Source organism: Shewanella sp. MF05913 (genome assembly GCF_059758095.1).
In genome coordinates this window covers 12369-31967 of sequence record NZ_JCAYNT010000014.1, presented here as the reverse complement: position 1 = coordinate 31967, position 19599 = coordinate 12369, and the positions used below count along the sequence as shown (strand labels likewise).

The following is a 19599-nucleotide window of genomic DNA, read 5'->3' as shown; positions in this document are numbered from 1 at the left end:
CTGTTTTACACTCAATTTAACTCGTAAATTGCTGCAATTCAGGCCATGGTATGTCAGTGTTTTATTGATCATCTCGCCAATTTAAACACCGATGTGTTACTTACAAGGTAAAATGACTATTTAGCCAAATTATCTACTCTACGATCAATGGCTTATTGCGCAGTTTTTCCATCGTGTAACAGTGCTATTGCACTGTGTCCAATTAGTTGCTCAACACATTGGCTACCTGCCTCAGCAAAATGACTGATAGCAGTCTCTTTTGCCATGTTAAGCGATTTCAGCGTTTTTACATTGTCATCAACACTACCGCACAAACTAAAAAATAGTTGTAATACGGCTTTGCGCTCGGGTTGTTGCATCAATGCATACCAAGATTGCTGTAATGACTCAATTGAAGAAAAATCTAATCCCTCAATGAAAAACTGCCCTATGCGCTCATCTAAACGCACTAAAAATTCCGTTTTACGTGGAAAATGATGACTAATACCAGTTCGGCTTACCCCAGTCGCTGCTGATAAGGTGGTATAAGACATGGCCTCAAAACCAATCGTGAGGATTTGCTTAAAGGCTTCGTCTAAAATTTGGTTAACGGTTAACTCAGTTTCAACGCGTGAACGCTTGGCCATAAACATAGTCTCTCTAATTATTTTGGTGCAAGAGCTTACCAGACCATACTAGAAAATTCTGCTAAGAATTAGCAAATTTACAACATATTTAACCGTACAATATCCAGAAAGGCAGCCTAAAACAGAACATTATCGCGATAACTAATGGTTTACCCCTTTAAAATCAAAGGTTATAGAAATTGTCTGATAAATGATTGGCGGGCAATAAAATATGATGTGTTTTTTTTGAGTCACAAAGAGTTACAAATTATTGAATTGTATTGAACTGATTTTGTAGCCATTGCTGCGTCGCGTCTTTGCCCATCAGCTGTTCAAGTGTTGGTGATAACACTTCAACTAGCTTAGGTTGACGCCAAAACATATACCCGGGTAACGGTTGGACAACACCGGCACCAAACGTTCGTTGCACTAAACTCGAAAACTCTCCCATGTCGCGTGACGACCATAAAGGCATTAACGGATACACTTCAGCAATAAAATCATCGTACCGAATAAAATGCTGTAATTGCTCAATATTATAGTGAGTTAACACAATTTGCAGCTGCGGCGCACTCCAATGAGATAAATTACCGCTATCGTTAATTAACGCCAGATTACGGCGGTGAAATTGTTGCCACGCTAGATCAAGCTGAGAATAGTGCTGTGCAATTCGCCACAGTAAATATAAATCGGCCAGCCATTCATGCTGATACTTGGTTAATGAACTCGGTAAAATATGGTTTTGCAGACGTATATTGTGTAAATGCCCTATCTCATGCCATAGGGTTAATTGTGCTTGCTGGGGTAAAGGCAATTGATAGGTCGTTAACCCTATCGAGCCACTTTGCTCGACAATGTCTTTTGTTGGATTAACCACAATGATACCGGCAATATGCTCATCAACAGCCGACAACACCATCGCACTTTTATACCCCATGGCAGCACGGATCGCTTGCGGCGAAAATACACCTTGCTGTTGCAGGGCTTGGGGCAATAAATGCAAGCAAGCGGTTAATTGAGGCAAATGACAAATTAATGCACGCTTGATGCCGATATCGGTGAAGTACCCTTGTGAATGAGGCGATACAGTAACAGCATCTATTTGCAATGACGCCGTGACTGTATGCTTAAGCTGAGCAGTTGGTGTAGATTGAGTCGATAAGGTTTCACTGGCAACGCTAGTGCAGTAACCGATAAGGCCGATGAATAACCATTGCCAGTGTTTAACCATCAACTATTTTTTCGACATAATATTTTGGATAATTGCAGTGGTTGATACGCCTTCTTCAAACCCAAGCACTTCCACTTTGCCTCCGGCAGCAATCACTTCTGCGCCGCCAGCAATATCTTCTACTTTATAATCGCCACCTTTGACGAGTGCGTCAGGTAATAACCGTGCAATCACACGCTGCGGTGTATCTTCAGCAAAAGGCACAACCCAATCCACAGACGCTAATCCCGCTAATACCGCCATACGGCGATCGACAGGGTTCACAGGGCGACCAGGGCCTTTTAAGCGTGTTACGGAATCATCGCTATTCACCGCCACAATTAAGCGATCGCCCAAGGCTTTAGCTTGTTGTAAATAGCTCACATGGCCAGCATGTAAAATATCAAAACAGCCATTGGTCATCACAATACGTTCGCCACGCAAACGTGCCTGCTCCATTGCATACGCTAATTGATCTTCTGTCATAACACCAAAACCAGACTCACCACGATTGAGCGCTAATGCTTGAATCAACTCAATGCGGCTCACTGTCGAAGTGCCTAGTTTACCTACCACTACACCAGCGGCGGTATTGGCGATGGCACACGCTTGTGCCAATGTCGCGCCTGCAGCAATCGATGTGGCTAATGCAGAAATCACCGTATCCCCCGCGCCTGTCACGTCATACACTTCACGGGCAACAGTTGGAATATGCAGTTCAGGCTGATCTTTGGACACCAAGGTCATGCCCTTTTCAGAACGTGTCACTAAAATGGCTTTAAAATCATGTAACTTTATAAGTGCCTGCGCTTTTTCAATCAGATCATCTTCACCCGTTACGGTACCCACTACGGCTTCAAACTCACTCATGTTGGGTGTGATAAGTGACGCACCATGGTAGCGGGCAAAATCATGGCCTTTAGGGTCGACCAATACTGTCACGCCTTTCGCGCGGGCTTTGGCGATAAAGTCTTTAGGTTCGTGAATCGCGCCTTTGGCGTAATCAGACAGTACTAACACATCTACGTTATCTAAAATCGATTCACTTTGGTCAAACAGCGCTTGGCTACTGGCTTTATCGAACAATTCTTCAAAATCTAAACGGATTAATTGCTGGTTACGAGACAATACTCGTAATTTTGTAATCGTGGGCTTATCGGCAACGCTTAACCATTGCGGTTCAACCCCAAACACTTTAACCCCTTGGGTTAACGCTTCAGCAGTTTCATCTTGGCCGACCAGGCCGGCTAAATGAACATGTCCGCCCAGAGCGGCAATATTCAATGCCACGTTGGCAGCGCCGCCAGGTCTATCTTCAATCTGGTTAATTTTAACAACAGGCACAGGCGCTTCGGGAGAAATGCGTCCCGTTGGACCCACCCAATAGCGATCCAACATTACATCCCCAATCACTAAAATACGCGCGTTTTCAAACGCTGGGAGAGAAACCTTCATTGTGTATTCACTGTGTTGTAAAAATTTAACCGCAATTGTACCTAATTTTCAGCAGAATAATGAGTTAGAATAACAAATAATTTTTGAGAACAAGACGAGTTATCTGTGGTCGAAAAAGCCGAATTTTCTTCTGATTTATATCATCCTAAACATTGGCCTATGTGGTTTGGCGTATTATTAATGCGCACGACGTTATTGCTGCCCTTGCGCTGGCAAATGAAAATGGGCAGCGCCATTGGCCGCTTAGTTAAAAAATTGGCTAAAAGTCGTGCTCATACCGCCCGTCGTAATATTGATTTATGTTTTCCAGACATGAGCGAAACAGATAAGCAACAGCTCCTCGATCGCACCTTTGAAGAAACCGGCAAAGCGTTATTCGATACCATTAACGCATGGTGGTGGTCAAATGATCGCATTCAACAACACATGACCATCAAAGGCACCGAACATGTCAGCGACAGCCTAGACAGTGGTAAAGGGGTGATTTTATTTGCGGTGCATTGCTTACCACTTGAAATGGGCGCGCGTATCTTTGGCCAATTTGCGCCCGGTATTGGGGTATATCGCCCGCATAACAATCCGGTGATGGAATATTTGCAGGTAAAAGGCCGGTTGCGCTCAAATAAAGGCCTAGTGCCCAAACGTGATGTCCGCCAAATGATCCGCAGCTTACGCGCCCCGAATGTTATTTGGTATACCGCCGATCAAGACTTTGGCCGTTCAAGCGCAGTATTTATCCCGTTTTTTGCCGTGCCCGATGCGGCAACCATTACCGGTGCGACCTCACTGGCTAGACTCGGTAAAGCTAATGTATTGCCTTTTTTTGTTGAACGTAACGCCGACGACACAGGCTATAATCTCGAAATCATGCCGGCGCTCGACAACTTCCCTGGCGACAACGAAACCGACGATGCCATTCGCGGTAACCAAATTGTTGAACAACTAATTAATCGCAACAGGAACCAATACATGTGGCTCCATCGACGATTTAAAACTCGGCCAGTTAAAGGCTCACCATCGTTATACAAATAACAAAAAAGCGCCATAAAGGCGCTTTTTATTTAATCTTTAACAATGCTTTAGGTCTTTTTAGTCGTAAACTCGAATTCTTGCGAGATATGTGCCGCTTTAAACCCTGCCGGATTTTGCATTAAATTGGTTGCAATAAAATCGGCTGCCATACCAAATGGCTTTTTATTAATTTGGCGCATAAACATCATTCCTTGCGCGGATTTAGCGCTCAGATACGAATAAGCCAAACTATTACATTCAACAACCCAATCGGCGGTGACACTGGCCGCTTCTGTTTTTGGTAAGCAACTTAACCCAATTGAATCTTCATTGAGTGTAATCGACAACTCAACGAGATCGCCCTGAGCCGATTGAGTATCTTGGTTGTCAGCCTCAGCCAACATCGACATCATGCCACCCAAAGCCGACGTCAGTACCGTGCTTGATAATTTCATATTAACTCCTTTTAATACTTTATAACGTGAAAGACTGTCACAAATAGCAATCACACTTCGGCCGAAAGCATGGCTGTGAATGCCTTGGTCTGTTTACAAAAAGTCACACATTTCATTCAGTGATTTTTTATCCATTGCATGCTGTGGAACCGTGGCATTGTCGGCAGGATAACCGGCAATAATTAACATATATGGCCGTTCGTTATCGTTGTCTCGACCGCATACTTTACTCAAAAAGCTCATGGGTTTAGGCGTATGGGTTAATGTACCAAGCCCGGTATGATGAAGCGCCTGAATTAAAAAACCAGTCGCGATACCCACAGACTCATGTACATAATAATTGGTCTTTTGCTCGCCTTCATCCTCACTGCGTTTTTGACTAAACACCGCAATCAACCAGGGCGCATTTTCCAAATAAGGTTTATTTGCATCTGTACCTAATGGTTTTAACGCATCTAACCATTCTTCTCCAGCGCGGCCAGCATAAAAAGCCTGCTCTAACGCTTCAGCTTGTTGACGGATTTGTGCTTTTATCTCAGGGCTATTAATCGCCACAAAGTGCCAAGGTTGATGATTAGCCCCATTAGGCGCTGTACCTGCAGCTAAAATACATTGTTCAATAATGGCTTGCGGTACTGCGCGATCGGAAAAGGCCCGAATAGAGTGACGACGCTTAACCTCTTGATAGTTATCTTGGGCACGTTTAAGCATTTCATCTTGCGGGTATTCTATAAAATCGGTAAGCGGCAAATGCGCTGTCATAACATGTCCTTAAAATGAGCCGATTGAGATAATGCTATAAGCTAACAAACATCACTAAAAATGCTATACAAATATTCTTATTGAATCCCTATCGCCGACAGATTACAGTCAATAGCATGAGTTCAACGTTTTAGCATAATAAAGGATTATATGATTGCAGCGATAATGGGCGCGACAGGCTTAGTCGGTAATGCGTTACTGAGCCAATTAATTGAAAGTGAACAGTACAGCAAAGTTATCGTGATTGGACGTTCAACACCTGCACTGGTTGAGCATCAATTTGGCGCTGAAAAAGTGCAATTTATTGCCTGCCAGATTGATGAGTTACGTGAGTTAACCTTATCAGAAAAAATCGACCATGCGTTTTGCTGCCTCGGTACCACCATAAAAGAAGCCGGTAGCGAAGAAGCCTTTATTCAAGTCGATAAACTTGCCGTACTCGCCTTTGCTAAATTATGCCTGGTGCAAAAAAATCCCACACTTAAATTTATGGTGGTTACCGCGCAAGGTGCCAGTGCCAAATCAACCGTGTTTTATAATCGGATTAAAGGTGAACTCGAACAAGGGTTAACTGCTATGGCATTGCCTGTGCTAAATATTTTCCAACCTAGCTTATTATTAGGTGAGCGCGCTCAAGGGCGTTTTTTAGAAGGAATAGGACAAACATTATTTAGCATTCTTGGCTGGCTATTTATTGGGCCATTACGAAAGTTCCAACCGATTGATGCAAACACAGTTGCGGAGGCGATGTACCAAGCCGCACTCAAGCCTCAAACCGCACCAACAACCAGAATAATCACCAATGTGATGATGCATAACAGCCAACATTAAGCCTCTGAGCTCGGAATACGAAATACGAGATAATAGCGAAACGAAGCAATAGATTAACGATGTAAAAGACTCTAGCAAGCAACCGGTAAGGATGGAGAAGAATATGAATGACAATGATTATTTAACTTTAGATGAAGTCTGCGAAATACTCGATAAAAGTCCTACAACGATTAGACGCTATGCTCGAGAGAATCTGTTATTGAGTGAGCAAAATGGCCAAGAACTGAGTTTTAATAAAGTGGAAGTCATGCGCTATTTAACTTTTTCAGACCGCTTAGGTTAATGCGAACAACACCATCAAGCACATAAAAAATCCCCAAGCGCTTAACGCGCTTGGAGATTTTTGTTATCTCACCGCTACACTGAATCGGTTAACGCCTCAAATACATTGGCACTAATCGCCAAAGTCATCGAGTAAAATGTTTTCAGACTCCACACCCAGACTTTCTAGCATCGCGATAACTGATGCGTTCATGATTGGCGGGCCACACATATAAAACTCGCAATCTTCTGGCGCTTTATGCTGTTTTAAGTAGTTCTCAAACAGCACGTTATGAATAAAGCCGGTGTAACCCGTCCAGTTATCTTCTGGCAACGGATCAGACAGCGCTACATGCCAGACAAAGTTATCATTTTCGGCAGCTAATTGATCAAAGTCTTGTTGATAAAACACTTCACGAGTTGAACGAGCGCCGTACCAAAAACTCATTTTACGCTTGGTTTTAACACTTTTTAATTGATTAAAAATGTGTGAACGCATTGGCGCCATACCCGCACCACCGCCAACAAACACCATCTCCGCATCGGTCTCTTTAACAAAGAACTCACCAAAGGGTCCTGAAATCGTGACCTTGTCGCCTGCTTTTAAATTAAAGATGTACGACGACATTTTCCCAGGAGGTAAGCCCTCTTTTGGCGGAGTCGCAATACGCACGTTAAGCATAATACGGCCCTTTTCATCTGGGTAATTTGCCATTGAGTAAGCACGTAAAACGTCTTCATCAACGGTAGACACTAAGTCGAATAAGCCGTACTTAACCCAGTCGCCACGATACTCCTCAGGAATATCAAAATCGGCATAACGCACTACATGAGCTGGTGCTTCAATTTGAATATAACCACCAGCTTTAAATAATACTTCTTCGCCATCAGGAATTTTTAACAGCAATTCTTTAATAAAGGTTGCCTGGTTATCATTTGAAATAACCTCACATTGCCATTTTTTAACCCCAAAGATTTCTTCGTCAACTTCAAGTTCCATGTCTGTGCGCACGGCAACCTGACACGCCAAGCGACAACCTTCTTTGGCTTCTTTTTTAGTAATATGATCAAGCTCTGTGGCTAAAATATCACCGCCGCCCGATTTTACTTTAACGCGACATTGGCCACAGGTTCCGCCACCGCCACAAGCCGATGGAATAAAAATTTGTTTTCCTGCTAACGCGCTAAGTAACTTGTCACCAGCGGGTGTTGTCACACTTTTACTTGCATCACCATTAATGCCAATAGTGACATCAGCGGTACTGACTAACTTACGTTTGGCGAGTAAAATCACCATTACTAGGATGCATACCACAATGGTAAACATGCCTATACCTATTGCCATTTCCATTACATAGCCCTTCTTATCAATGCGTTATAACGTGATGCCAGCAAAAGACATAAACCCAAGCGCCATCAACCCTGTCGTGATAAAGGTAATACCGATACCTTGTAAACCATCAGGTATGGCATGAAACTTCATCCGCTCACGTAAGCCTGCAAGTAATACAATCGCCATTGCCCAACCCACAGCCGAACCCGATGCAAACACCACAGATTCAGTAAAGTCATAGTCACGGTTAGCCATAAAAATAACCCCAGCAAAAATGGCGCAGTTTACGGTTAATAACGGTAAAAAGATCCCCAATGACTGATACAAAGTAGGAATGTAACGATCTAAAAACATTTCTAAAATTTGCACTAATGCGGCTATCACCCCAATAAAGGTAATCAGCTGTAAGTAGCTTAAATTTAACTCAGCAAAACCTGCCCAGGCTAATGCACCAGGTGCAAGAATATTCACATAAATGATTTGATTTAATGGCACAGCCAGCACCATCACCACAATCACGGCAATCCCTAAACCAAACGCGGTAGAGACCTTTTTAGACACGGCAAGAAACGTACACATACCCAGGAAAAAGGACAGGGCCATGTTGTCGATAAATGCAGCTTGGATAAATAAATTAATATAGTGTTCCATGATGCTTCCTTATCTGCGCTTACGCTGAACGACTTTAATGGCCCAAATCATCACGCCAATTAAAAAGAATGCACTCGGCGGTAACGTGAACATTTCGTTAGCAAGATACCAACCACCGTTTTCAATGGTGGTAAATATGTCGTGACCAAACAAACTACCGCGGCCTAACAATTCACGTACAAAAGCAACGCCCAGTAAAATTAAGCCATAGCCCATGGCATTACCTAATGCATCAACCACAGCTAAATGTGGTGGGTGTTTCATGGCAAAGGCTTCAGCACGGCCCATGATAATACAGTTAGTAATGATCAAACTGACAAACACAGATAACTGTTTTGACAGTTCATACGCCACATCTTGCAGCACCATATCGACAATAATCACCAATGAAGCAATCACGGTCATTTGCGCAATAATCCGCACACTGTTAGGAATAAAGTGGCGAATACTGGAGATAATTAAGTTAGAAAACACCAGTACAAAGGTCACGGCTAAGGTCATCACTAATGCGGTTTGCATTGAGTTACTCACCGCCAACGCTGAACACACACCGAGCACCTGCATGGCGACGGGGTTATTTTCAAATATTGGCGATGTTAAAATCTCGCGAGTAGACGTGTTATTACTCATTTACTTACCCTCCGCAGCAATCGCGTGTAGATAGGTTTGATATCCTTCAACGCCAAACCAGAACTCAACTAAACGTTGGATCCCAACACCTGTTCGCGTTGCCCCACTGACACCATCGATGCCGTGAATATCACCGTCTTTAGCGCCGCCTTTAATGACTTTAATCGCCATTTTGCCTTTTTCATCAAACAGTTTTTTACCCTGCCATAACGCTAACCACTGTGGGTCGGTAACAAAATCGGCAATACCCGGGGTTTCACCGTGTTCGTAAAATACGATATTTTCAATGGTATTAAGGTCTGGTTTAATTGCCATATAGCCATAAATAATCGACCATAAACCTTTACCGTAAATCGGCATTACAATGCTAGACAGCTGGTTATTGCTATCGTAAACCTCAAAAATACGGATATCATTTGCCATGGTTTTAATCTTGGCGATGTCTTTTTTAGGTTTACTAGACGTGTCAGGATTGATGGCCGCCATACGCTCGTCAAAGTCGAGCAAGTTGTCTTTTTCAGTGACTTGCCCACTGGCTAAATTAACCATTTTAGGCTTAACACGCTGCGCAAACAGCTCGCTAAAGTCACCCTGGCTAATATCAATACCCGCGGCTTTTAGTACAAATTGCTTCACTTCATCACGCTTTTTGGCCAACTTACGCTCTTTTAAAATCTCGGCAGTACCAGTGATCATAAACGAGCAAATCAAGCTTAAAACGATGATAAAAATCATTGTTCCGGTAACGGTATCTTTTTTAAAGGCCATGACGTTTTAGTCTCCGTTTAATATTGGCTTGAGCGACTAGGTAGTCGAATAACGGTGCCCATAAATTGGTAAACAAAATGGCTAACATAATACCTTCAGGCATTTTTGCATTGAGCAAACGGATAACGATGGTCATTAAACCAATCGTAAAACCATAAGCAAACTTGGCCTTGCGGGTATATGAGGCAGTAACCGGGTCGGTTGCCATAAACATCATCCCCAAGGCAAAACCGCCTGTCACTAAGTGCCATGTCCACGGCATTGCTGACATAGGGTTTCTGCTTGAACCAAAGTAGTTAAACAATAAGACGGTTAATATCATCCCAACCATCACACCCGCCACAACGCGCCAATCAGCAATACGGGTCATTAATAAAATGCCGCCACCGATTAAAATCGCTAAGGTGCTGGTTTCGCCAACAGAGCCTGGCGTAAAGCCTAAAAAGGCATCCCACCAGGTGCTATCGCTAAACACACTGAACCAACTTGTGTCGACGAAGCTGAGCTTTTTCGCCACAGTCAGCGTTAGCGTGGTTGCGCCAGAATAGCCATCAGCCGCAACAAACTGGCCTAATGCGACCACCTCTGTTGGGTAAGCAAAATAAATAAAGGCATAACCCGCAAGCGCAGGATTTAAGAAGTTATACCCCATGCCGCCAAACATCTCTTTTGCCACCACAACACCAAAACTGAGGCCTAACGCCACAATCCATAATGGTGTCGAAATCGGTAAAATAAGTGAGAACAGCAACGCAGTAATAAAGAAGCCTTCGTGTAACTCTTGGTGGCGAACTTTAGCAAATACCACCTCCCAAACCAGGCTCACTACCAATGCGGTGAGGTAAAATGGCACATAAAAACTGGCACCATAGGCAAACAAACTGATTAAGCCAGAGCTTTCAGTTAACGGGCCAAACAATAAGTTATAAATGGCCAGTTGCCATGCTTCTGGTTGCGTGGCACCGGCCATAATGGCGACCTGAGCTTGTAGCCCCAAGTTGTACATGCCAAATAACATCGCCGGAAATAAACACATGCCCACAATGTGCATGGTGCGTTTAACATCAATGGCGTCACGAATGTGCACATGGCCTTTAGTGCTGCGGCCATTGGCTATCCATAATGAACGTAAGAAGCTACGCATCGAGTCGCCATGAGCGTAATAGCTATCTTGGCTGGGCTTTTTCTGTTGCTGACTCATTAACCTTCCCTCTCGATAATATCTAGGCAAGCACGAAGTTCTTTACCAAAGTCATACTTTCCTGGGCACACAAACGTACATAAGGCTAAATCTTCTTCATCTAGCTCTAATGCGCCCAGCAGTTGCGCTTCATCGGTATCTCTTACCACTAAATCACGTACTAATAAGATAGGGAGAATATCCAGCGGCATAACATGGTCAAGTTGGCCAAAGGCCATCATGGCGCGAGGAGAGCCCCCCGCATGAGTGGTAAAATCGAATAGTTTTTTGGTGCGGCTAAAGCCAGACATCATGATACCGGTGAGCGAAAACTTATTGTTGTCATGACGCACCCAAGGTAACACTTCCTGGCGATCATTCTCAGTTAACACACTGACCTGATTATGGAAACGACCAAGGTAATCATAAACCCCTGCCGCCGTGTGGCCTGACAATAATGACCCAGACACGATGCGCGATTGACGCTGGTCAATTTCACTATTAACCCATTCACTGAGCTTTGCACCCAATTGGGTATGCACCAAACGCGGTTTTAATACATTTGGGCCAGCAATAGCGACGATGCGGTCGGTATACAGTTCACCGGTTAAAAACAATTTGCCAAAGGCAATCACGTCTTGATAACCCAAATGCCACACTTGACGCTCAATACTGGCCGGCAAGAGATAATGTATATGGGTACCGACTAGACCAGCAGGGTGTACGCCATTAAAACGCTGAACGCTAATGTCTGATAAGTCATACTCATTTGCTTGCTTGATCAGTGACTCCCCCTCGTCCTGACACAAGTACACTTTGCCAGAGGTTAATATGCTCAACACATATAGCCCGGCCTCAAATGCTGCCGTTTGAGTAGCAATAACGATGCGAGGATCGGCCGCTAACGGATTGGTATCAACGGCGGTGACAAATATGCCTGCTGGAGTAGCATCAAGCTGCGGTACGCGCGAAAACGGACGAGTTCTGAATGCAGTCCATAAGCCACTGTCGACTAAGCCTTGCTTAACGCTTTCAAGACTTAAACCGCTAAGCACCTGTGGTTGCAAAATCTTAGTCGCTGTTTGCTCAGCATCACAATCAATCACTACCGACTGTAAAACACGACGATCACCACGGTTAATCGCAGATACCACACCACTTGCTGGCGCGGTAAATCGCACGCCAGGCGTTTTTTTGTCTTCAAATAGCGTTTGGCCTGCTGTTACGCGATCGCCAACCTCAACCATCATGGTTGGTTTTAGACCAACATATTCTTCGCCAATCAACGCCACTTGCGTCGCTTTAGGCATGCCATCTATTTGCTGAAGTGGTTCACCAGCAATCGGGATATCAAGCCCCCGCTTAATGGTTATCACTGGGTTTGCAACACCAGCCATGTCATTCACCATCTATAAAAAATTTCGATAGCTTATGGTATATGTTTGCAACTGCTAATATATGAACAAAGATCACACTCCCAGCGCAGACTGTAATTTTGAAACATAACCTAATCGCAAATTTGTGAGGTGGATCAATTTATCGCAACAAGCGAAATCACTTTATGTAATTTTTGTATCAGAAAGGTTGTTACATACATGAGTATTTATGCTTACTCGCTAATAAAGAAAATAAGCATAAACCTCAGTATTGGCGGGGAGTTTAGCGGATTAGTTTACAGCACTTGTTCGCCGCAACATGCCTTGTTTAATAGTATAAACCGCATCCATTTTGTCTAAGGCTGTGGTGCGATGGCTAATCATTAATAAGGTTTTATTTTCAGCAAAATTCAATAACAATGACAATATTTCGCGCTCGGTACGTTTATCGAGCCCTTCTGTTGGTTCATCTAATAACAATAGCGGGGCATCACGCAGTAACGCTCTCGCCACGCCTATTCGACGCTGTTCGCCGCCCGATAATTGTCGCCCACCTTCACCTATCCAGGTGTCTAAAGGTTTATCGCCTTGCAACAATGCCCCTAAACCCACTTGCTGCAATACATTTATAAAGCGCTCATCGTGGGCTTTTTTCGGCTCGTCTTGAATAAAAGGTAACGCTAGCGCTAAATTGTCACGCAATGTGCCGGCAAATAAATAAATACGTTGGCTCACCACCGTCATTGCTGCCCGCAGTTCAGCTTCGCTGTAATCGGCGATGGGGTGCCCATCAAGGGTAATATTGCCTTGTTGTGACAACCATTCTCGGGTAATTAGCCCAAACAAGCTCGATTTACCGCAGCCTGTAGGGCCTAATATCGCCACCTTCTCACCCGCGTTAAGGGTTAAATTAACACCCTGTAAAATCGGCGAATTTGGCTGATAAGCAAAATACACCTGATGCAATTGCAATGCGCCGGAGCTAGCTTGAAGCGGACTTTGGTCATTAAAGCTCACCGCGGGGGCTTGTTCAGTGATGTCTGTGACACGCTGTGCGGCAAGCAAGGTACTGGATAAATGTTGAAATGCACCGGCGATGGGCATCATCATTTCGAGGCTGGCCATGGTGGCAAACACCATCAATGCCATTAATGGGCCTGGCGGCACCTTATCGCCCACGCCATGACTGGCCAAATACAACATCACCACTACCGCAATACCGTTAACGATAATCAGCATAGCCTGGCTTAAGCCTGTAATATTGGCCATGGCTGTTTGTTGGCTAAACAATCGCGCTTGCGCTTGCTCAAGTTTAGCTAAATAGCGGTTGTTAGCCGCAAATAGACTTAATTCGGCTTGGCCCTGAATAACATCTAATAACATGACTCGATATTGCTGTTTTGCATCAATTAATGCCCGACCAGGCGCTTTACCGAGCACATAAAACACTACAGGTAATACGCACCAGGCTAACAATAAAATGCTGCACAAACTCAAGGCTAAGCTGAGATCAAACCAAGCTAGAAAAATACCTAAGCCTGCAATCATCAGTAGCGACGCGACTAAAGGCGTAAGCAAGCGTAAATACAAATGATCTAAGGTATCGATGTCGGCCACTAAACGATTAAGCAAATCACCTTTACGTAAACCTTGCAGGTTGGCAGCACTGAGCGGTAAAAGTTTTTGCCATGCCCAAATACGTAATTGAGTGAGTAACTTAAATGTCGCTTCGTGGGTGGCTAAACGCTCACCATAGCGGCTGGCGGTTCGGGCGATAGAGAAAAAACGTACCCCACCTGCCGGGGTAAAAAAGTTAAACATTTGCGCAGTGACAATCGATAATCCCGCGATTGCCGTCGCCGATAAAAACCAGCCCGATAGCGACAATAAACCAATGCCGGTTAATAAGGTGATAAAGGTTAATATTAAGCCGGTCAGCATCATTAACCACTGGCGACGAAACAAGGCTAAAAACGGCATTAATACTCGCAATGATGTGCTACGCGTTGATGTCGAGTTTGCTGCAGTTTGAAGTGAGGCAGTGTTAAGTGAGGTTTGCTCATTCGAGTGAGTCATTAGTAACCCTCCTGCTGCTGATTAATCATTTGCGCTAACAATCCATCACTGTGTTGTAATTGGCTCACATGACCTTGCTGCACAATAACGCCTTTATCCATCACCAACACCCTGTCCATCGAGCTTAAATCATCTAACCGATGGGTAACGGTTAACCCACTCGCGCCTTGCATAGCACGTTGTAATGACGCTAAAACAAACTGCTCGCTTTGAGCATCTAAACTGGCAGTCGGTTCATCGAGTAAAAACAGCTTGGCGGGTTGCGCAAGTGCCCGAGCTAAAGCAAAACGTTGCGCCTGGCCAACAGAAACCCCGGCACTTTGATCGCTTATCATCAAATCTAACCCTTGGGCATGCTGGGTGACAAAATCGCCGATATTAGCTTGCTCAAGTAACGCCATAATTTGCGGGTCAGTTAATTGCGGATTTGCTAGCGCGACGTTATCGCGCACCGTGCCATGAAACAATTGCGGATCCTGGCCAAGCCAAGCTAAATGACGTCGCCAATCGGCCAATTGAATACTCGACAGCGATTGTTGATTGATTTTCAGGCTGCCTTTGTAAGGTAAAAAACCGAGTAAAGCATTGAGCAAACTGGTTTTACCTGCGCCACTTGGGCCAACTATCGCCCAATGTTCACCCGCTGGCAACGTAAATGAAATAGGCCCTAACAAACGCTGACCATCAATGCTAAACACCTCAAGTTCAACCGCTTCTATACTGACCGCATCAGCTAAAAATGGTGCTTTAGGCTGGCTATTGGCGGCCATTTCGCTGCCTTGAACTTGATAATTGAGCAGTTCGACTAACGTTTCTGCCGCACCAATTGCTTGCGCTTTGGCATGGTAATGGGTGCCTAAATCGCGCAGTGGCTGAAAAAACTCTGGCGCTAAAATGAGTACAAACATGCCGGTAAATAAGCTAATACCTACACCGTAATGGCCAAAATCTAAATGGTCTAAATAACTAAAGCCAAAATACACTGCTAGCACGGCAATCGACACTGCAGCAAAAAACTCTAATACCGCTGAGCTTAAAAAAGCTAACCGCAGCACAGACATAGTGCGACTACGAAAATCTTCTGAAGCTGTTTCGATATTAACTAACTCAGCGTCACCACGGTGGAATAACTTAACCGTCTGCAAGCCTTTTAAACGGTCCATAAAATGGCCGCTTAACCGAGACAACGCCTTAACATTCTTACGGTTAGCATCAGCAGCGCCCATACCTACCAAAATCATAAACATTGGGATCAAGGGGGCTGTGGCTAATAAAATAATCCCTGCTGCCCAATTAAGTGGAAATACACACACCAAAATAAGCAAAGGAATAAAACCGGCTAACATCATTTGCGGCACGTATTTAGCGTAATAGTCGTGTAAGTCTTCAACCTGTTCAAACACTATGCTTGCCCAGGCGCCTGAAGGTTTGCCCTTAATAAACACGGGCCCCAACTCAACCAATTTATTCAACACGGCTTGACGAATATCACTGCGCAAACGCTTACCCGCCTCAAAACTCACCCGCTCACGCACTTGCGCTAATCCGGCTCGCAGCAGTAACAAACAAATGAGGCCGATAAATTCAATGCTGGATGCTTGCACAGGCATATTTTGCATAATCACTTGCTGTAAAATACGCGCAATACAATAAGCTTGCCCAACAATGGCAACGCCATTGAGCCAGCCACACAAAATAGATAACTTAAGGAAAATACCACAGGCAGACTGTTGGCTTTTAAGCCACTGAGTTAATGACTTTTCTAACGACTTATCCATAATGCTCCGGCTGTGTTGATCTTCGCCTAAAATTGGCTGCAGTATCGCAGCACTGGGCCTGAGATAACACCTTAAACAGTGTAAATGTTAACTGATTCACATTTTGCTAATGGACTATTAGCAATGGATATCAGTTATAGATATCAGTTATAGATAATCGCGCTTAAATCAAACTGAAACTACAACAGAAATGGTTCACTCGAGGGGGTATGACCGTATTTAACCAACACATGCCATAACAATTTTAAATCTTGCAGCTTTTTAGTATGCGCCCCGCGCTCGCTCCACGAGGTAGGTTGTTTTTGCAGTTGATATGCCGCTCGGCCAATAATGTCGGCATTAATGATTTCATCTTCAGCAATGCTTTTTGCCAACGCAGGCATCACAGCTCCTCTAAAATCATCAGGCACATCCGCAATGTGCATTTGTCTGCCGTTGTGCCAATGCAGTTCGATGTCATATTCAGCGCACAATGCCATTAATGAATCGCCAATTTTACTGCCATTAAACGACGGGTCAGCCACCAGCATGGCAATGTCCCTCTCTAGCGACACATCACCGTGAATTTGTGCTTCGATGTAATGATCTAAATTACCACTGGTCATACCCTCAAAGCGTGAGGTCACCGGATCGGTTAAATGCTGGCTAAAGTGCGAAATTAACTTACTCGGTTTAAGGCCTGCGCAGCCCAAGGCATATTGACGTTCAAAACTCTCACTCATTAACGCCGCTAAAATGGCATCAAAACATTTGATGGTGCCCTTTTCTTTGGGTAACCGATAAGAGTCCATATAGCTGAAGGTACAACGAGATAGTATTTGCGAGTGAGTGATTAAATAACAGCTACCAAAACGCGGCGCAGGCCCCAAAGGACATAAACCAAAATCGAGTGCGCCGTATTTGGGCCGATGCTTAATACCAGCATAGCTATTACCAAATAATTGATTTTCCCAATGGTCTCGAGAACCACCTAACTCTGGTGATAAATGGCCATTAGACACATGGGTCTCAAACTGGCTTTTATAGACGCCGTCACGCAATAGACCGTCAATGACACTCAGGCCACGGTTATCAATTCTGTCGGGATGAAAATGCAATGCCACGCGGCTGTGACTCGATAATTGGCGCATCGCCAGTTGGAGCTCTAAAGTAGAAATATTCGACATTAACAACACATTCTTGAGCACAGCATGAGCATGGTCTCGCAGCTCGTATGCCGTTTTCTCAATATGTGATAACGCCGTTAATTTCATCAGTCAGTAATACCTTAACCTTCAATCACTTCAGCTAGGCTGCTAAAGTTCGATTGTCATTTTATTGTATGTAATAAGTTGAGTTTTAGCACTGATCGATGCCTCAAGATTAACACTATTTCATTCTAAATCATTATATTCTGTGTATCAGTCGACTATTACAGCCCTTAGCAGACACAGCAAGCTAATGAGGCTTCGCGCTGGCGGCTATAATAAGAGTTTAATAGCACTTATAGCCGTTTTCAGGTAAGCTTCACGGCCGCCGTTTCTGGCTACCTTTTATTCATAGCAACAATATGTTGCCCAAAGAGATTTTTCTATGAGTTTTGCCTCACTTGGTCTGAATGCTGCTATTTTAAAAGCAGTTGAAAAACAAGGTTATGACACCCCCTCTCCGATTCAAGCACAAGCCATTCCAGCAGTACTAGCCGGACAAGACGTCATGGCAGCCGCCCAAACCGGGACAGGAAAAACCGCAGGCTTTACCCTGCCAATCCTAGAATTATTGTCAAAAGGCAACCGCGCCCAGCGTGGCCAAGTGCGTGCATTAGTATTGACTCCAACGCGTGAATTAGCCGCACAGGTTCAAGAAAGTGTTGCCACTTACGGTATCAACCTACCGTTAAAATCAGCTGTTGTGTTTGGTGGTGTGTCTATTATCCCGCAACTTGCAGCCCTAAGAAATGGCGTTGATATTTTAGTGGCAACCCCAGGTCGACTGCTTGATCTTTGCCAACAAAAAGCTATTAGCTTCAGCAATTTAGAGATTCTAGTGTTAGACGAAGCGGACCGCATGTTAGACATGGGCTTTATTCGCGACATTAAAAAAGTATTAGCGTTATTGCCACCTAAACGTCAAAACTTGATGTTTTCGGCGACCTTCTCCGATGAAATCCGCGAATTAGCCAAAGGGTTAGTCAATAACCCGGTTGAGATTTCAGTGACGCCACGTAATGCCACCGCCAACACCGTTACTCAGTGCGTGTATCCAGTGGATAAAACGCGTAAGTCGACGGCATTAATCGAATTGATTAAAACCAATGATTGGAAACAAGTGTTGGTGTTTTCACGCACTAAACATGGTGCTAACCGTTTAGCTAAAAGTTTAGAAGCTGCCAATATTAAAGCCGCCGCTATTCATGGTAATAAAAGCCAAACAGCGCGTACTAAAGCATTGGCTGACTTTAAAGCCGGCACAGTACAAGTCATGGTGGCAACCGATATCGCCGCGCGTGGTATCGATATTGACCAACTGCCATTTGTGGTTAACTTTGACTTACCTAACGTACCTGAAGATTATGTTCATCGTATTGGCCGTACCGGCCGTGCAGGTTCTACCGGTCAAGCGGTATCGTTAGTTGGCCTTGAAGAAGTGAAGCTACTGCATGATATTGAGCGATTAATTAAGCGTACTATTGAGCGTAAGCAACTTGCAGGTTTTGAAGCGCCCTTCACTATTCCTGAAGCGAGCAGTCGCTCTGGTGGTCATAAAGCCAATAGCGTTAAAAATCCAAACCCAAATCGCAGTAAGCATGCTCAGCAAAATACAAATAATGCTGATAAGTCTGAGCGTAAATATGATTCACGCCAGCAAGCTCGCAGCAATGATGGTCAATCACAAGGCGCTAGCAAGCCTAAAGCGCCAGGTAACAGACAAGAAGCGATCGCTAATGGTAATAAACCGCCACAGCGTAATCGTCCACCACGTCGCAGTGGTGCAGGTAATAGCGGTGCAGCAGCAAGCAGCAATACTGGTGCACCTAAAGACAGCGTTAATCCATATGCTAATGCCAAAATAAGAAGCTAACATTGATATTAAGCGATAAGGCTTACGGCTTCTCTCATAGAGAGTAGCCGCTTAGAGAGTAGTCGTTTGGCTAATAGTTAATTAACCCAGAGTTGATTAACTATTAGCTGATTAGCCAATAAAAAACCGGTGAACATTGTTCACCGGTTTTTTTGTT

At 44.3% G+C, this 19599-nt stretch carries 18 protein-coding genes; 4 read left to right on the top strand and 14 right to left on the bottom strand.

The genetic code is table 11. From position 1 onward, the window contains the following. Nucleotides 1-152 precede the first annotated feature (152 nt). The 3 genes from AC19MV_RS15520 to hldE all read right to left on the bottom strand — a co-directional run bounded on the left by AC19MV_RS15520 (nt 153) and on the right by hldE (nt 3270). Nucleotides 153-626, bottom strand: a complete 474-nt coding sequence (locus AC19MV_RS15520; protein ID WP_432402574.1) for a TetR/AcrR family transcriptional regulator — start codon at nt 624-626, stop codon at nt 153-155. Between the two features lie 247 nt (nt 627-873). Then, entirely contained in the window at nt 874-1836 is a 963-nt protein-coding gene (locus tag AC19MV_RS15515) for a hypothetical protein (RefSeq protein ID WP_498308694.1), read from the bottom strand. Nucleotides 1837-1839: 3 nt separating this feature from the next. Further along, nucleotides 1840-3270, bottom strand: a complete 1431-nt coding sequence (gene hldE, locus AC19MV_RS15510) for a bifunctional D-glycero-beta-D-manno-heptose-7-phosphate kinase/D-glycero-beta-D-manno-heptose 1-phosphate adenylyltransferase HldE (RefSeq protein ID WP_498308693.1) — start codon at nt 3268-3270, stop codon at nt 1840-1842. A gap of 105 nt (nt 3271-3375) precedes the next feature. Here hldE and AC19MV_RS15505 point away from each other — a divergent pair, with 105 nt between their 5' ends. Continuing rightward, the gene (locus tag AC19MV_RS15505; protein ID WP_498299230.1) at nt 3376-4302 is read left to right on the top strand and encodes an LpxL/LpxP family Kdo(2)-lipid IV(A) lauroyl/palmitoleoyl acyltransferase; all 927 of its coding nucleotides are present in this window, start codon (nt 3376-3378) and stop codon (nt 4300-4302) included. A 47-nt stretch (nt 4303-4349) separates the two neighbouring features. Here AC19MV_RS15505 and AC19MV_RS15500 read toward each other — a convergent pair whose 3' ends face one another. Next, entirely contained in the window at nt 4350-4736 is a 387-nt protein-coding gene (locus AC19MV_RS15500) for a hypothetical protein (protein ID WP_498308692.1), read from the bottom strand. A 93-nt stretch (nt 4737-4829) separates the two neighbouring features. After that, nucleotides 4830-5498, bottom strand: a complete 669-nt coding sequence (locus tag AC19MV_RS15495; protein WP_498308691.1) for a nitroreductase family protein — start codon at nt 5496-5498, stop codon at nt 4830-4832. 150 nt (nt 5499-5648) lie between these two features. Here AC19MV_RS15495 and AC19MV_RS15490 point away from each other — a divergent pair, with 150 nt between their 5' ends. Next, nucleotides 5649-6329, top strand: a complete 681-nt coding sequence (locus AC19MV_RS15490) for a Rossmann-fold NAD(P)-binding domain-containing protein (protein WP_498308690.1) — start codon at nt 5649-5651, stop codon at nt 6327-6329. A gap of 103 nt (nt 6330-6432) precedes the next feature. Beyond that, nucleotides 6433-6612 carry a helix-turn-helix domain-containing protein gene (locus AC19MV_RS15485; protein WP_432402586.1) on the top strand — a complete coding sequence of 60 codons (180 nt, stop codon included), beginning with the start codon at nt 6433-6435 and terminating at the stop codon, nt 6610-6612. Between the two features lie 111 nt (nt 6613-6723). Here AC19MV_RS15485 and nqrF read toward each other — a convergent pair whose 3' ends face one another. The 9 genes from nqrF to AC19MV_RS15440 form a co-directional block, all read right to left on the bottom strand. Further along, the gene (nqrF, locus tag AC19MV_RS15480) at nt 6724-7941 is read right to left on the bottom strand and encodes an NADH:ubiquinone reductase (Na(+)-transporting) subunit F (protein WP_498308689.1); all 1218 of its coding nucleotides are present in this window, start codon (nt 7939-7941) and stop codon (nt 6724-6726) included. A gap of 24 nt (nt 7942-7965) precedes the next feature. Beyond that, nucleotides 7966-8574 (bottom strand): NADH:ubiquinone reductase (Na(+)-transporting) subunit E, encoded by a 609-nt coding sequence (nqrE, locus tag AC19MV_RS15475; RefSeq protein WP_498308688.1) that lies wholly within the window; start codon nt 8572-8574, stop codon nt 7966-7968. Nucleotides 8575-8583: 9 nt separating this feature from the next. Further along, nucleotides 8584-9204: an NADH:ubiquinone reductase (Na(+)-transporting) subunit D gene (locus AC19MV_RS15470; RefSeq protein WP_432402592.1), complete on the bottom strand. Its 621-nt coding sequence runs from the start codon at nt 9202-9204 to the stop codon at nt 8584-8586. Then, the gene (locus tag AC19MV_RS15465; protein ID WP_498308687.1) at nt 9205-9972 is read right to left on the bottom strand and encodes a Na(+)-translocating NADH-quinone reductase subunit C; all 768 of its coding nucleotides are present in this window, start codon (nt 9970-9972) and stop codon (nt 9205-9207) included. Then, entirely contained in the window at nt 9962-11173 is a 1212-nt protein-coding gene (locus AC19MV_RS15460) for an NADH:ubiquinone reductase (Na(+)-transporting) subunit B (RefSeq protein WP_498299234.1), read from the bottom strand. Before AC19MV_RS15460 ends, AC19MV_RS15465 begins: the two co-directional genes overlap by 11 nt. Then, a complete protein-coding gene (locus tag AC19MV_RS15455; RefSeq protein WP_498308686.1) occupies nt 11173-12549 on the bottom strand; it encodes a Na(+)-translocating NADH-quinone reductase subunit A in 1377 nt (458 codons plus the stop codon). The genes AC19MV_RS15460 and AC19MV_RS15455 overlap by 1 nt, the downstream gene beginning before the upstream one ends. A 270-nt stretch (nt 12550-12819) precedes the next feature. Then, entirely contained in the window at nt 12820-14520 is a 1701-nt protein-coding gene (cydC, locus tag AC19MV_RS15450; RefSeq protein ID WP_498308779.1) for a heme ABC transporter ATP-binding protein/permease CydC, read from the bottom strand. Nucleotides 14521-14603: 83 nt separating this feature from the next. Beyond that, the gene (gene cydD / locus AC19MV_RS15445; RefSeq protein ID WP_498308685.1) at nt 14604-16382 is read right to left on the bottom strand and encodes a heme ABC transporter permease/ATP-binding protein CydD; all 1779 of its coding nucleotides are present in this window, start codon (nt 16380-16382) and stop codon (nt 14604-14606) included. A 179-nt stretch (nt 16383-16561) separates the two neighbouring features. Further along, nucleotides 16562-17635, bottom strand: coding sequence for a DUF3626 domain-containing protein (locus tag AC19MV_RS15440; RefSeq protein ID WP_432402603.1), 1074 nt, complete (start codon nt 17633-17635; stop codon nt 16562-16564). Between the two features lie 319 nt (nt 17636-17954). Between AC19MV_RS15440 and AC19MV_RS15435 the strand changes: the two genes are divergently transcribed. Next, on the top strand, nt 17955-19442 hold the full coding sequence (locus AC19MV_RS15435; protein ID WP_498308684.1) for a DEAD/DEAH box helicase: 1488 nt from the start codon (nt 17955-17957) through the stop codon (nt 19440-19442). Nucleotides 19443-19599 lie beyond the last annotated feature (157 nt).